Source organism: Oceanobacillus luteolus (assembly GCF_042678205.1).
Classification (GTDB): Bacteria; Bacillota; Bacilli; order Bacillales; family Amphibacillaceae; genus Oceanobacillus; species Oceanobacillus luteolus.
The window spans coordinates 14,189-29,644 of record NZ_JBHUDE010000016.1; the positions used below are offsets into that span (position 1 = coordinate 14,189).

A 15,456-nucleotide genomic window follows, 5' to 3' on the forward strand; every position below is an offset into this window, starting at 1 on the left:
AATATGCGTGGCTTTTGTCATTTTTTGTCTTGCGCTGAAATCTAATTGTAATATAAGCATAATCAAATTGTTATTTTCCAATGTTATACTTCATACCATAGATTCCTAACAAGAAATCTATGGAAATGGGGGAAAAAGTTTGCGGAAGAAAACTAGGATTTTTACCTTAATAGCTTCTCTAATTTTATTCCAATCAATATTTACAGTTGATGTCTTTGCTACGAATGGGGCTGAATTGGAAGAGATACAGAAAGAAAGAAAAGAAATAGAGAAAAATTTATCAGTACAAGAGCAAAGAATTAATGAATTATATGATGAGTTGCAAGCATTAAATGAAGAAGTCATCCGATTGGACGAGCTATTAAGTGAAAAACAAGCTAGGGTAGATGAAATTACATATGATATAGAAGTGACAATAGAAGAAATCTCTACCTTGCAAGAAGAAATTGAAGAATTAAAATTAAGCATTGAACAACGATTTGATATCTTAAAGGATAGAGCAGCATCGTATCAAAAGTCTGGTGGTCTAGTAAACTATATCGAAGTACTCTTTGGTGCCAAAAGTTTTGGTGATTTCATCAGTCGTTTGACCGCTGTCAATCAAATTATGGATTCTGATACAAGTTTAATGGAAGAGCTTGAATCAGATATGGAATTAGTAGAAGCTCATCAGATGACCAGAATGGAAAAGTTAGATGAATTGAATGAGATGCATGCCGAACAAGAAGAAAAACTGGTGAGCATCGAAAAAGAGAAGCGTGAACAGGAAAAAGCGCAAGAAGCTGTCGAAGCCAAACAACAAGAGTTGATTGCTTATGTAGAAGAGCTGGAGACAGAGGATAGTCAACTGAAATCAATGGAAGAAAAAGTGTTGGCAGATATTGCAGAAGCAGCTAAAAAAGAACGTGAGGAAAGAGAGAAACGTCGTTTAGCAGCGATTGAAAAACAAAAAGCAGAAGAAGCTAAAAAGGAAAAGCAGAACGGCTCTAAGCTTGTTCAGGTTGCGAAAGTTGAACAAAAAACTAGTAATGCAAAAAGTGACTCTTCCAAGCGATCCAGTAATGAATCGGCCAAAAATGTAAAAAAGGAAGAGAAAGCTGAGTCCAAAAGCTTCACCGTTACAGCAACTGCTTATACTGCTGATTGTAAAGGATGTTCCGGTGTAACAAGCACGGGAATTAACTTAAAAGAAAATCCAGACGCAAAAGTAATTGCAGTTGATCCAGATGTCATCCCATTACATTCACTTGTTCATGTAGAAGGCTATGGCTATGCTATAGCAGGGGATACAGGCAGTGCGATTCGAGGAAATAAAATTGATGTATTCCTCTCATCAGAAAAAGCCGCAAAAAATTGGGGCGTACGCAAAGTGAAAGTTACGATACAATAAAAAACAAGTCAGCTCTAAGCTGACTTGTTTTTTTCTATGATGCAACGAAACGTGAGAGATTTGTTATAATTTTTGTCCACAGTTCGGACAGAAATTGGCACCATCAACTTTTTGACCACAGTTTGGACAGAAGTTTGGTTTGCTAGAATTACCGGAATCCGGTGAAGCTGGGGCTTGTTTGGCTTGCTTCTGTTCCGTTCCTGGATCTTGATTTTGCTTCATATTTTTCATCATTTCGTTGGCTACATTCATGCCCATCATCATTCCGACCATATCAGAAGCGGTACCACTACTTTTCACTTTACCTGACGCAATACCATCGGTCATTTCTATTTGTTGGTATTTACTGACATCGCCAATCATACCGAGCGCTGCTGCTTTCTGAACTCTATCCTGAATTTCTTTAGGATAATTAAAGCTGCTGACATTGAATCCAGTGATTGTAAGTCCAAGATCATAGATTTCCATATCAAGATCTTCTTTAATACCTTGGGATATTTCGGAAGCGTTGATTTTCAGATTAAATAAATCCTTACCTTCTTTAACGATCCATTTCATCAATAACTGATCAAGTACGGATGTAATTCGAATTTTGACATCTTCTACTAAATAACGCTTCTTCACACCTGCAACATTCTCAATCAATCGCACATAATCATTCACCTTAAAATTAAACGTACCATTTGCACGAATAGGAATTCCACCTGGCATAGCAGGGGAAGGGGATGGAATATTAATCGGATTTTTTGTACCCCATTTTACAGTGAATTGTTTCGTGTTCACGAATAGAACTTCCACTCTTAGCCCAGTTCGAAAGCCAAATTTAAATCCTTTCAATGTAGAAAGGAAGGGAATGATTTCCGATTCAATGTTGTACTCTCCATCATCTTTGAAGATTCCTTCTATTTTTCCGTTATTAATAAAAATTGCATCTTGACCAGGACCAATCATCAAACGGCTTCCCCGTTTTATTTCTCGGTTCGGCCATTTCCAAAAGATCATATCGTCTCTAAATTCTTGCCATTCTACTATATCCGCTAATTGATTTCTAAAAAAAGACATCACTCTCATCCTTTCGATTTTTTTCCGTTTAAAATCCTCTTCTACCGCCACTATGTGATCTACCAGCGCCGGTGATTCCGCCACCACCGCCACGGAAACCACCTCCACCCCCGTTATTATTTGCAGATGGCTTTTTCCTTCTAGTTACGGTTTTTCTTAAATACCGATCCCGCTTACTGATTATTCTAGAGCTACTGCGATTTAAATAAGTTCCACTTGTTACGGTAACTCTTCCACCAGAAGTATAGGCCATTAAAAATACGATAATTGCTGCCAAGACAACTGCAACTGCAAGTTGGAAAAAGGTATTAAAAAAGACTGACTCTGGATTTACCCCAGGTCGAATATCTAAATATTCATCTGCTTTTTCAAAAAAGAGTTTGAATGCTTTATAATAGTCGCCCTGAGAGAAATAAGGCGTAACATGATCAAGAATCAATTCGATTCTTTCGTCATCAATATATTTTTCTGCGATACCAAATCCAGCAATATCTACCATACGAGAATCCATATCTATTGTGATGACGGCCATATTATCCTCTTGGCGATTAAATTCATCTTTTAATTCATCAGTAAAATCCTGCATATACTTCATAATTGTCTTCCCGTTAGTATCTTCTGTCGTTATGATGATAAAATCCGTATTCCATTCTTCAAAGTAGTTTGCTGCTTGCTTCTCTAATTCTTGCACTTGTTCATCTGTAAGCAGATCTGCGTGATCATAGATTCGCTGTACATCGGCAAGGGCAGGAGAGATTAATAGGAAAAATAGAAATGTAAACAAAATAGAAGTTTTCCATAAAAGTTTCATTAGAGAATGCCACCTCCCGTTACAATAAAGGAGATGATTTTCATCAGCAAGAACGATCCACCAGCAATTCCACCAAACCAGGCTGCAATTTTTCCTTTACTTAACGGAGGCTTCCCGACAACTTTCCCTGTTTGGCCGTTCATGGCAAAAATATGTTCTGATTGATCGTAATCATAGTATACCATCCAAACTGGGAGCATCGTGTAAAGACTTTTCCTGCTTTTTGTAGTGATGTTTTTATTTTTGTACCTTACAGATGTATAGCCGCTGACAGTGGAGCGGATGAAGTCGTCCAAAGGTTTATTCATTTTTTCCTTTACTCGGGGAAACAGTTCTTTTGCATCGTAATTATATTTTTCGGCAATGTAGCCGGCAAGGTAAGGGGTCTTAAAATCTTTAAGATCACTATATTGATAAGGTTCCAGTTTATCCATCAATTTGTCATCCATTTTCTCAGAAGCGTCCACCGGCACGCGGCTAAAATCAATTCGTAAATCTCGGTATACATCATAATATTTGGTTTCTGTATAAATATATTCCCCTCTTGAATACGTTCTAACTCGTGTTCCTACAGCATGAACCTTAGCTTCATTTTTTAAATCGTATAGCCAAAAAGGAACGTATATACCAGTTATCTTTTTAATACGACTTGCTGACATGAAGCCACGGGGAGTCAATAGCCCCTTGCGGCACCACTTGATAAAGGCTTCTTCTGCTTGGCGCTTGGAAATGGTAAAAGGAATGACGAGGGAGGGGGCAAGGATTCCTGATACACGGTCAGCTAGAACGACTGCAGCTCCACAAAAACTGCAACTGGTCGCTGTCGTATCGGCATCCGTCACGATGTTTGCGCCACAGTTATTACAATGATATTCCTTTGCTTCATCCTCTTCAAAAACGGTCTCGATAAATTCATCTGAAAAATCTTCAATATTGTCCTGCCTGCCACAATTCCCGCAGGAAAGGGCGCCGGATTCTGCATCAAAAGCCATATCACTCCCACAGTTCGGACATTTATAATGTATAACCATTTTTTATTCCCCCATTAGTTACTTTCCTGATCTTTATTCGGTATCAACTTACTGATCTCTGCATCAATATTTTCTATTTCTTTTGTTTGATTTCTAAGTTTAGCGAGAGCTTCAGCCTCATCTATTTTAAAATTCAATTCTTCCTCGTAACTGGAAAAGCCGCTTGAAACATGGGAATCACTAGTGTTTATTTTTTCCTGCTGGTTTAGTAATGCGGTTTTTTCTCTGATAGAATAGCTTCGTAATTCCAATTGTCTTAGATCCAGGGCTAACTTTTCTTCCAATAGTTTTAACTGTTTTGCATCAACGATAAGTTGGTTGTAGGTTGAGACTAATTCCAACTTTTTTGTTTCCAATTCTTCTTGTTTATTGGCAAACATCATTGCTTTTTCATAGTCACGCTCTTCAACCCGTTCCCGGTATCGTTCCAGCTTTCTAATTTCAGCTTCACATTCATCGACTGCTTGTTTAGCACGCTTAACATCCGATTCCAATGCATTCCGTTCAGAATTTACTGTTCGAAGGTCTAGATTAATGTCACGTAAGGTCTTTTGTACGATTTTATCAGGCTGTTTCATTACATCTAGGTGATGGTTTATATTTGCTTTCATTAACGTACTGAATCTGGATAATATCCCCATGGTCATCCTCCTCTGTTTTCGATTATCTTCAGTTTATCTTAATATATATTACTGGACAAATAAGAATTAGGTTTCATTTCAACAGAATGTCAAAAGAGTAAAATAATTTTACAGTTGTTATTGTTTTGTAAACCCTTCTTAAGATTTGTAATGGCTAATAAAGGATATACATGTATTAGAAAGCTAAGGAAAGGAATGAGTATGATGAAGAAAAAACTAACAATATTTGCTTCCACTTGTCTATTGTCGGGATTCCTTGTAGCTTGTTCAGATGGGGAAGAGCAAGAGCCAGAACAACCAATTGCACCGGATGTTCCTGAGGAGCAAGCTCCTCAAGACGGTAACGAAACAGATCCAGGAACAGAACCAGGTGGTGAATCAGGAACAGAACCTGGAACAGAACCAGGCGGTGAATCAGAAACAGAGCCAGGAACGGAACCAGGCGGTGAGTCAGGAACAGAACCAGGTACTGACCCAAGCACTGATTCCGAAACAGAAACTGACGAAGGATTATAATTCAAAACATTTAAATATGACGTTTCCCAAAAACGAACTCACTAACTCTGAGTTCGTTTTTTATTATTTTGATTTTATTGGATTTCTCAGAGCAGTATCCTTCATCACCGGAAACTGTAGCAAAGAATTCTATCAAAACCAGACCGAGAACAGTGTATGGATGGAAGTTCGTTAACACCGAAATAAGGAACAGTGTATGAATCGATTTATTTATCAAGTATGTCATCGACTAATTTTTTACAAATAAAATGATTGCATTATTTGAATATTTATTATATACTTTATTCAACAATGTTGAGTAAAAGTAAACTAGATTGAATTATTTATTATTTAAGTATTTTTTATAGAAAGCGCTTTGGAATATAGTCCTTAATTCAGTAGAATGCATACGATAGAATGGAGGGATAAGGAATGAGAAATTTACCGAGAGAAGTAATTATTAAGGAAGTCGGTCCCCGAGATGGATTGCAAAATGAAAAAGAGTGGATTCCTACTGATCAAAAGATTGCTTGGATTAATATGCTTTCCAATACAGGGGTAAGGGAGATTGAATACTCATCCTTTGTAAATCCAAAAATGATCCCAGCTTTGAAAGATGCAAGGGAAGTAGGACGTAAAATTAAACGGAATCCGAATGTAGTCTATTCTGCATTGGTCCCAAATATGAAGGGACTGGAATTTGCGTTAGAGGCTGGAATTGACGGGGCATCCGTGTTCATGTCAGCGAGTGAAATGCATAATCAAAAAAATATAAATAAATCCATTGCCGAAACGTATCCTGTACTTGAAGAAGTTATAAAAGAAGCTAAAGCAGTGGGAAAACGGGTCACGGGGTATGTTTCAACTGTTTTTGACTGTCCATATCAAGGGAAAATTACTCCAGAGCAGGTTCTTGAGGTTTGTCAGCGTTTAGTGGATGCTGGAGCAGATGATCTATCTTTAGGTGATACGATCGGTACTGCTGTACCGACCGATGTGGAAAAACTGCTAGAGGTTTTACTGAAACACTTTCCCAAAGAAAAATTAATTCTGCATTTCCATGATACAAGGGGGATGGCTATTGCAAATATCATGACTTCACTCCATTATGGGGTAACTCGTTTTGATGGATCGGTTGGAGGACTAGGTGGATGCCCTTACGCAAAAGGGGCGACGGGTAACGTAGATACAAATGATGTTTTATATCTTCTGCATGGAGTTGGAATACAGACAGGAATCAGCGAACGGAAGATGCAGCAGGCAGGCCTTTATATCCAAAATCTTCTAGGAAAACTGTTACCAAGCAGATCGTTAGCATATATATCGAACGCCTGATAGGTATAAAGCCATGTAGACAACCATTCATAGTTGTCTACATGGCTTTTACTTTGGAAATAGTCCCCGGTTCTTGACTTGAATCAGTCCCTAATATACGATTAATAACGAACATAGGAATTTAGAAGGGAATGAATATCGATAGATCTACATAATATTGGTAAGAAAATTAAACAAATTCGATTACGAAAAAAACTGACTCAACAACAAGTGGCTGATCAATGTGAGATATCAAAGAGTATGTTGTCAAAAATTGAAAACGGTCAAACTGCCGCTGCTGTAGCAACACTCTCAAAAATCAGCGATACGTTAGAAGTCCCACTTTCATGGATCCTCGATGAAGAAAAAGAAGAAGAGCTTATCATACAGAAGAAAAGTGAACGTCCATCTAAAGTAGGGGATGAATCCATGGGATATTCTTACGAGCTGCTTGCTAACCGGGCCCACTATAGCGGACTGGAACCAACGATTGTGCATGTCACTCCGAAAGAATTTAACAAGCGGACAGAAGGGTATACCCATTCACAGGATGAATTTATTTTTATCTTGGAAGGCTCCATTATCTTATTTTACAACGGAGAAAAGCATGTGATGGAAAAAGGAGATTGTGCGTATTTCCAAGGCCATAAACCACATTTATTTATGCCTGTGGACAACGAAGAAGCAAAAGTGCTTACATTATTTATTGATAAAGGATAGCCACGGAATGGTTCACATTTTTCATGAACCATTCCGTGGCTTTCAAGTTTTAGTCTGTTTTTTCTACCGTAGAAACCTCTTCTGTTTCTCGAGGGATCTTGATTGGTTGGTTAGCTTCCGGAAATGCTTGCTTACCAGCAATGCCCTCCAGTAATTCTTTTACATTAATACCAGATGTTTCTTTTAATGACTCTTGTAGAGTGGCCATCAAATTGGTTGCATAGCTGGATACTTTATTAGCACCACTATTGCCTTCGCTTCCTCCTGTATCAACGACAGTAATTTTGTCGATATTGCCAAGCGGACGAGCAATTTCTTTAGCATATTCAGGAAGCATTTTGATAACCATATCCAAAACTGCTGCCTCTCCAAACTGTTCGAAAGCTTCTGCGATTTTCTGTTTCGCTTCTGCCTCCGCAATACCTTTTAGACGAATGATTTCTGCTTCCGATTCCCCTTGAGCCTTTAGAGAATCTGCTTTTGCAAGACCATCGATCCGTACTTTTTCCGCTTCAGCTTTTGCTTGCGCTTCAATGCGGTATTTATGTGCATCTGCTTCAGCCATTTGTTTTGCTTTATCCGCAACGGCCGCTTGTTCAACAGAATAGCGGTCAGCATCTGCTTTTTTCTTCACTTCAGAGTCGTATTGTTTTTCACGACGCAGAATTTCTTTTTCTTCAAGTTCAATTTGTTTCTGTCTTTCGATAATCTTAATTTGCATTTCCTGTTCTGTAACTTGTTGCTTCGCTCTAGCAGTTTCATAGTCATAAGCTTGGTCAGCTCGGGCTCTTGCTATATCTTGTTCCCGGCGGAATTCTGCTACCTTCAATTGATTTTCTTTCTCTGCTTCCGCAATTTCAGTGGCACGTTCGAGTTCGGCTTTTTGGGCTTCCTTTGCAGCTTCCGCACGTTTGATACGTGTGTCTCTTTCAGCGTCTGCGGTAGCAATATCCGCATCTCGTTTTACTTGGGCAATTCGTGGTTTACCAAGGGATTCCAAGTAACCGTTAGAATCTCTTACTTCTTTAATTGTAAAGGATACAATAATAAGTCCCATTTTTGCCAAGTCTTGTGAAGCGACACGCTGTACTTCTTGAGAGAATTTATCCCGGTTCTTATAGATTTCCTCTACTGTCATGGAACCGAGTATGGAGCGGAGGTGTCCTTCTAGAACTTCTTTAGCTTCATATTCTCTGTCGGCGCGGGATTTACCTAAAAATTGTTCGGCAGCAGTTGCGATTTCATTGACCGAGCCGCCGATCTTAATAATTGCTGTACCGTCTGCCATTACAGGAACACCTTGTTCTGTATAGACTTCAGGAGTAGATACTTCAAGTTTACTGGATAATAAGCTTAAAGGACTTGCTTGTTGGAAAACTGGCAGAACGAAGGTACCGCCTCCACGGATGATTTTAATTTTATTTCCGGCTTCATCCGTATGTACATTTTTTCCACCTAGATAACTTCCCGTCACAATTAATGCTTCGTCAGGGCCCGCAGTACGATATCTCGTCGTGAAAATAGCAATAAAGGCAATAACTAAAAATACGACAATCGCCACTACAACCCAAATAGTCATGCTGATTGCATCGAACATTTTGTTTCCCCCTTATAGGTTTGTTTATTAAAATACTCTAGATGAGTAGATTAACCTGATTCCAGATCAAATCCGGTTTCATAAGGCACTACATACAGAACACCATTCTTTACTTCTATGACTAAGACACGCGTTCCTTCCTGAATCAACTCATTATCGTAACTTGCCGCAGGTTTGGAAATCGTACCACTTTTACTTTTGATTACAATCTCACCAAAACCATCCTCCGGAACAGATAAGATGATTTTTCCAACTCTGCCCTTCAAAGAATCTTCCGTATAACTTAATGATTCCTCTGCTGATTTCATAGGTATAAAGACGAAGATATTTAATACGGCAGCGAGAATGAATGCAAGAATAGAAGATATGATAATAATTACAATACTAGATAGAGAGGTAACAAGCTCTAAAATATATGCAGCTGCGGAAAAAAATGTTATAAAAGCTAAAATGAGTGCTGGATTAAGAAATGGAGATATTTCACCAAATACTTCAATAAAATCTCCGAAGAATAAATATAGTATGGTTAAAATCCCAGCGATGATCAAAACAAACAAGTAAATATTTTCAATAGGTGTACCAAATAATTCCATATCATCCCTCCTTTACCATTTAATTTCCTTAATCATAATACGGATGAACCTAGACATTGGTTTCATATTTTTTGAAAGTAATAATCTTTTTCTATTTTATGTTTTACATAAAGAAATATTGGATATTTTATACAGGTATTTTTGAAACAGAGGGGGAAGTGTTGTTATGAAATCTTTAAGTTATGTAAAGGGGGGTGAGATGAGTTTGTGGTGCGATTGCCATGAATAAAAGCTAGACAATCAAATTTAACATGATTGTCTAGCTCACTTATTTAATAAATAAATTCCATGGATATTCTTTTGGTGGAGAAGATTGAATCCGGATTTCCTCTTTTTTCGTAGGATGAGGAACAGCAAGTTCATTTGCCCATAAGGCTATCTGTTCACCTGGTTTGTTGACTTTATCCCCATATTTTTGATCTCCGTAGAGTGGGAGGTCGCGACTCGCCAGTTGTACCCTGATTTGATGTGGTCTTCCGGTATGGAGGTTGATGGAAAGCAGGCTCAGTCCATCCTTCGTTCCGATTAATTCGAAGTCCAGGATAGCCTTTTTAGCATCTTTATGAGTACTTGACGTCGTATATACTATATTTTCTTTTTTGTTTTTTACGAGATAATCTTCTAAACGAGCAGAATTCTTCTCTGGGGTCCCCCTTACAATCGCCAAATATTTTTTCTCCATCTGGTGTTTTCTTATCGTGTCTGAAAGGCGGGAAGCCGCTTTTGATGTTTTGGCAAAAACCATGACACCTCCAACAGGGCGATCCAACCGGTGGACCATTCCAGCATACACATTTCCAGGTTTATTATAGCGTGTCTTTATATCTTGTTTTACAAGTGTAAGTAAATCAGTATCTCCCGTCCGATCCGCTTGGACTGGAACATTTACTGGCTTGATGACAAATAACAAGTGGTTGTCTTCGTATAAAATTTTTAGATCCATGATTATATCCCTTTCAACGTTGTATTAGTTCATATCATAACATAAGTTAAGATGAACTTCTCTACTCGCAATTTCTATCTGTTTGAGGTTAGAGATTTAGAAAGAAAAAGGCATGCACGTCATATAAGACGAGCATGCCTCCCGACAATAGCCTAGAACTATTCATAAACATAACCTTCTTTGGAAACTAGGAAGCCAAAGATAGTAATAATTACTGCCGCAATCATAATAGCTATGGTTGGAATCATCCAGCTTCCTGATAAATCATAAAGAAAACCAATAAATATTGGTCCGAATGCTGCCAGGACATAACCTGCAGTTTGGGCCATACCGGAAAGTTCAGCAGCAGCATTAGAAGTCCTTGTCCGCAAAGAAAAGAGTGTTAATGCGAATGCGAAGTTACCAGATAGTGAAATTCCAATTAATACAATACAAATCACTGTAATGATAAAGTGACTGCTTATTAATAAGCCGCCGTAACCAACAAAACAAGAAAGGGTGAGAAATGCGACCATTCCTTTTAATGATTTTACTTTTTCGGCGAGAATAGGGACTAGAAAGCTTGCCGGCAACCCTATAAACTGTGTAAAGGATAACATCCACCCGGCCATTTCCGTTGTCATTCCGGTTGCATGTAGAATTTCAGGCAGCCAAGAAATCGTAACATAAAATAAGAAGGACTGTACCCCCATAAACCCAGCGATTTGCCATGCTAGTGGAGAGAGCCATATTTTTTTATGCGTAGCGTAAACATACTTCATTTCGCTTTCATCCGACGTTTTCGTCTTCTTATGTTTAGTACGTAGATAAATCCAGATGAGGATTGCAAGTAATACTGGAATTGCCCATATCAAAAGTGCCACTTGCCACCCAAGACCGAGATTTTCAGCGATTGGAATACTGATCCCAGATGAAATTGCAGCTATCACTCCCATTGTAGTCGTGTAAATTCCTGTCAAGACTCCTACTTTATGTGGAAATTTATCCTTGATTAAGCCTGGTAATAAAACATTTAAAATTGCAATTCCAAGTCCTGCAAATAAAGTACCCGTAAATAGTAGAATTATAATAGAAGTCGTACGGGCACTAATACCGATTAAAAGTAAAACAAGACCAATTAACATTGCTCCTTCATACGTATAACGATTTCCTATTCTTGCCGCAAAGGGCGACATTATGGCAAACGCTATTAAAGGGAGACTCGTTAATAGACCAGCGCTCCAATTTGTAAGTCCAACATCATCCCTGATCATTCCGAGGAGTGGTCCCACTGCAGTTATTGCTGGTCTTAAATTGAATGAAATTGTAATAATTCCTGCAACCAACATAAACATATAGACCTTATTCGCATGTTCCAATTTTTCTTGTGTTGACATAAGATGTCTCCTTTCTATTAAGGAACGAGGAGAGAGACACGTAGTGAAACTGTGTCTCTCTTAAGTGCCGGTAACTTTTCTCTTTAATTCTGAACTAGCTTGGTTAATACCTCGATAGGTTACACTGATATTTTTTTCTCGATATTTTTCTTCTATCTTCTCTAACGCTGCTATTGCTGAAGTGTCCCACAAATGCGCTTCCGTCAAGTCAATAATAACTTGCTCAACATTGTCATCATAATTAAACTTTCCAGGGAAATCACTTACAGAAGCGAAGAAAAGTTGTCCTCTAATCGAATAAATCTTTGTTTGTTGTGCATCTAATAACTTTTCATTGATTTCAATTTTTGAGATCTTTGCCGCGAAAAATATTGCACTTAATAGAACACCGATAATTACACCGATAGCCAAGTTACTTGTCACGATTACGATTGCTACGGTTGTCACCATAACAATTGCATCTGTGATTGGAATCCGGTAGATGTTCCTTAGTGATGACCAATCAAATGTACTGATGGAAACCATAATCATAACTCCTGCAAGTGCCGCAAGTGGAATTTGTACGACTAATCCACCGAGTACAACGATTAAAAACATCAAAAATACTCCTGCTACAAGAGCGGATAATCTGCCACGTCCACCAGATTTTACATTGATAACAGACTGTCCTATCATCGCACAACCCGCCATTCCTCCGAAAAATCCTGCAACGATATTGGCGATCCCTTGACCACGACTTTCTTTATTTTTATCACTTGCTGTATCGGTCATATCATCTACTATATTTGCCGTAAGTAATGATTCAATTAATCCAACAATAGCGAGTGAGAAAGAGTAGGGTAGAATTATAATCAACGTTTCCAATGTGAAAGGAATATCGGGGAAGAAAAATGCTGGAAGCTTTTGTGTAATAGTTCCCATATCACCAACCGTACCTGTTTGAATCCCACCGTAGATGACAATCACCGTAATGACAACAATTGCAACTAGGGTAGATGGCACTGCTTTCGTCAATCTAGGCAAGAGATAAATAATTGCTAGTGTCAGCCCAACTAATACATACATTACCCATGATTCACCTGCAAAGTGGGGAAGTTGTGCCAAGAATATCATAATGGCTAAAGCATTCACAAAACCAATCATGACAGACTGAGGAACAAATTTCATGATCTTCGATAATTTTAAGGCTCCGAAAATAATCTGGATGATGCCTGTAAGAATGGTGGCAGCAAGTAAGTATTGTAATCCATAATCTGCTACGAGGTCGACCATCACTAATGCCATCGCTCCAGTTGCGGCAGAAATCATACCAGGTCTTCCGCCAACGAAAGCAATGACGACCGCAATACAAAATGATGCATACAATCCAACCATTGGATCGACCCCAGCAATAATCGAAAAAGCAATTGCTTCCGGAATTAAAGCTAAGGCTACTACAATTCCTGCAAGAATATCACCTCGAATATTTCCGAACCATTCTTCTTGCAATGTTTGAACTTTCAATTAATCACCTCTAATAAATTCTCAGTTGTTATAAATAGTAACCCTATAGCGAGAACTCGACTTTCACCATACAAATCATAGCATAAATGGGGAGAAACAAAAAATGACAAGGAAACGTTAACATCTTTGCTTCTTGTGGTTTTTCACTATTTTTCTATGATTTTCAACGTTTCTCTGATGATAAGTTGATTTTATCCATATACTCCGCTTGGCATTCATTTTTACAGCTGTTCAATTTGTCTAATTTAAGGTATACTTGGAACGATTTGTCAGAAATTAATTGGTAGATTCCATAGGATGGATTTATCAGAAAAAGGAGGGTGGAAAATGAAGAGTGAAAAGGAAAAGATGGTTGCTGGTCAATTATATAATCCTGAAGATCCACTTTTAAAAGAAGAGCGTCTGAGAGCAAGGCATTTAACAGGAGAGTACAATGTCACTTCACCACATGAGGATGAGAAGCGGATGGAAATCCTTAAACAGTTGTTTGGTGAAAGTGGTGAGAACACCTATATTGAACCGAGTTTTCGTTGTGATTATGGTTATAATATCCGACTCGGTAAAAACTTCTTTGCAAACTTTGACTGTGTATTCTTAGATGTCTGTGAGATAAAGATAGGAGATAACTGTTTATTAGGTCCTGGTGTACATATTTATACAGCATCTCATCCTGTTTCTGCAGTTGAACGGAATAGTGGGTTGGAGTATGGAAAAGCAGTATCCATTGGCCACAATGTATGGGTTGGGGGCAGAGCAGTTATTAATCCTGGTGTGACAATTGGTGATGGTGCAGTAATTGCGTCTGGTTCAATAGTTACTAAGGATGTTCCTGCCGGAGTCGTTGTTGGCGGAAATCCCGCGAGAATCATTAAATCAATTGAATGATTCTGATGGATTCTGGGGCTTCGGTTAAGTATCCATGGATTATTCTTAATTGGCATTTCCAAAAAGATTTTATTATTGATGATTTTTTTGAAACCTTTTATGAAAAGTATCGTATAATCATGTAGGCAAACTTGAAAGGGGATTACAATGAAAAAAATTACAGTAGGAATTATGTTTATGCTCATTATGTTTTTAGCTGCATGTGGAGAAAGTGAAGATGCACAAGATGTATACCAAAAAGCGCTGGAAGCGGGAGAGAAGATAGAAAGTGCTGAGGTTGATATGACGATGAACCAAATCATCGAAGGAGACCCGGCGATGGGTTCTATGGAGATGGGGATGGATACGAAGACTGCGATGACGCTTGACCCGCTTACGATGCATCAAGCTGGTACGATTACAATGAATATGGATGGAATGAGTCTTGATAACGATATGGAAATGTATCTAACAAATACAGATCTTTATATGTATGAATCGATGAGTCAGACATGGATGAAGATGAGTAGTGACATGATGCCAATGGATCTAGCGAATATGGAACAAAATCCACAAGAACAGTTGGAAATGTTGGAATCATTTATTGATGAAATCGATTTTTCTGAAGAAGATGACTACTATGTATTTAAGTATGATGGGGATGGAGAAGAATTATTCGAACTTTCCCAGGAAATCATCAAAGAAAACTTTGGTGAAGGCGTTCTAGGAGATGCTGGAGTGGATATTGAAGAAGTGTTAGAAAATATGACAGTTCATTCCCTTTACTATGAAGTCCATATTGATAAGAAGACCTATGATACAAAGAAACTCATTACAAATATGGATTTGGATATAACGGCAGAAGGGGAAACTTTAAGTCTACAACAAGAAATGACTGCTACTTACACTGGTATAAATACAGTTGATGAGATTGAAGTTCCACAAGAAGTAATCGATGCAGCAGAAGAACTGTAAGATTAGGAATCTATCAATCTATATTATGGAGTGGTAAAAAAGAGGCTGGGACAAAACCCCAGTAAATAGAAAATAGCTTCGCGCTTTTTGCGCGAAGCTATTTTCTATTTATCATAATTTTAGTAAACAAAAAGGACACCT

The 15,456-nt window shown here is 38.2% G+C and carries 15 protein-coding genes; 6 read left to right on the top strand and 9 right to left on the bottom strand.

Going from position 1 to position 15,456, the window contains the following annotated elements:
* Positions 1-139: 139 nt before the first annotated feature.
* Positions 140-1,390, top strand: a complete 1,251-nt coding sequence (locus ACFSBH_RS04200; RefSeq protein ID WP_379596181.1) for a PcsB-like coiled-coil domain-containing protein — start codon at positions 140-142, stop codon at positions 1,388-1,390.
* 63 nt (positions 1,391-1,453) lie between these two features.
* On the opposite strand, the gene ACFSBH_RS04205 is transcribed toward ACFSBH_RS04200, so the two are convergent.
* The 4 genes from ACFSBH_RS04205 to ACFSBH_RS04220 are packed head-to-tail and all read right to left on the bottom strand — an operon-like array spanning position 1,454 to position 4,935.
* Entirely contained in the window at positions 1,454-2,452 is a 999-nt protein-coding gene (locus ACFSBH_RS04205) for an SPFH domain-containing protein (protein ID WP_379596186.1), read from the bottom strand.
* A gap of 28 nt (positions 2,453-2,480) precedes the next feature.
* On the bottom strand, positions 2,481-3,263 hold the full coding sequence (locus ACFSBH_RS04210) for a TPM domain-containing protein (RefSeq protein WP_251512441.1): 783 nt from the start codon (positions 3,261-3,263) through the stop codon (positions 2,481-2,483).
* Positions 3,263-4,294 carry a TFIIB-type zinc ribbon-containing protein gene (locus tag ACFSBH_RS04215; protein ID WP_251512443.1) on the bottom strand — a complete coding sequence of 344 codons (1,032 nt, stop codon included), beginning with the start codon at positions 4,292-4,294 and terminating at the stop codon, positions 3,263-3,265. The genes ACFSBH_RS04210 and ACFSBH_RS04215 overlap by 1 nt, the downstream gene beginning before the upstream one ends.
* A 14-nt stretch (positions 4,295-4,308) precedes the next feature.
* On the bottom strand, positions 4,309-4,935 hold the full coding sequence (locus tag ACFSBH_RS04220) for a PspA/IM30 family protein (protein ID WP_251512445.1): 627 nt from the start codon (positions 4,933-4,935) through the stop codon (positions 4,309-4,311).
* Between the two features lie 204 nt (positions 4,936-5,139).
* Here ACFSBH_RS04220 and ACFSBH_RS04225 point away from each other — a divergent pair, with 204 nt between their 5' ends.
* From ACFSBH_RS04225 to ACFSBH_RS04235, 3 genes are all read left to right on the top strand, one after another.
* Entirely contained in the window at positions 5,140-5,451 is a 312-nt protein-coding gene (locus ACFSBH_RS04225; protein ID WP_251512447.1) for a hypothetical protein, read from the top strand.
* 411 nt (positions 5,452-5,862) lie between these two features.
* Positions 5,863-6,765: a hydroxymethylglutaryl-CoA lyase gene (locus ACFSBH_RS04230; RefSeq protein ID WP_251512449.1), complete on the top strand. Its 903-nt coding sequence runs from the start codon at positions 5,863-5,865 to the stop codon at positions 6,763-6,765.
* 168 nt (positions 6,766-6,933) lie between these two features.
* Positions 6,934-7,464, top strand: coding sequence for a helix-turn-helix domain-containing protein (locus ACFSBH_RS04235; protein WP_379596188.1), 531 nt, complete (start codon positions 6,934-6,936; stop codon positions 7,462-7,464).
* Between the two features lie 49 nt (positions 7,465-7,513).
* On the opposite strand, the gene ACFSBH_RS04240 is transcribed toward ACFSBH_RS04235, so the two are convergent.
* From ACFSBH_RS04240 to ACFSBH_RS04260, 5 genes are all read right to left on the bottom strand, one after another.
* Entirely contained in the window at positions 7,514-9,061 is a 1,548-nt protein-coding gene (locus ACFSBH_RS04240) for a flotillin family protein (protein WP_285853601.1), read from the bottom strand.
* A 50-nt stretch (positions 9,062-9,111) separates the two neighbouring features.
* Positions 9,112-9,654, bottom strand: coding sequence for an NfeD family protein (locus ACFSBH_RS04245; RefSeq protein ID WP_251512452.1), 543 nt, complete (start codon positions 9,652-9,654; stop codon positions 9,112-9,114).
* Between the two features lie 268 nt (positions 9,655-9,922).
* Positions 9,923-10,597 (bottom strand): RluA family pseudouridine synthase, encoded by a 675-nt coding sequence (locus ACFSBH_RS04250; protein ID WP_251512454.1) that lies wholly within the window; start codon positions 10,595-10,597, stop codon positions 9,923-9,925.
* Between the two features lie 158 nt (positions 10,598-10,755).
* Positions 10,756-11,973, bottom strand: a complete 1,218-nt coding sequence (locus tag ACFSBH_RS04255; protein WP_251512456.1) for a CynX/NimT family MFS transporter — start codon at positions 11,971-11,973, stop codon at positions 10,756-10,758.
* Between the two features lie 60 nt (positions 11,974-12,033).
* Complete coding sequence (locus ACFSBH_RS04260; protein ID WP_251512457.1) at positions 12,034-13,476, bottom strand: SulP family inorganic anion transporter; 1,443 nt, start codon at positions 13,474-13,476, stop codon at positions 12,034-12,036.
* Positions 13,477-13,803: 327 nt separating this feature from the next.
* On the opposite strand from ACFSBH_RS04260, the gene ACFSBH_RS04265 reads away from it, so the two are divergent.
* Both ACFSBH_RS04265 and ACFSBH_RS04270 read left to right on the top strand, forming a co-directional pair.
* The gene (locus ACFSBH_RS04265) at positions 13,804-14,361 is read left to right on the top strand and encodes a maltose acetyltransferase domain-containing protein (RefSeq protein WP_251512459.1); all 558 of its coding nucleotides are present in this window, start codon (positions 13,804-13,806) and stop codon (positions 14,359-14,361) included.
* Between the two features lie 147 nt (positions 14,362-14,508).
* Entirely contained in the window at positions 14,509-15,315 is an 807-nt protein-coding gene (locus tag ACFSBH_RS04270) for a DUF6612 family protein (RefSeq protein ID WP_251512461.1), read from the top strand.
* Positions 15,316-15,456 lie beyond the last annotated feature (141 nt).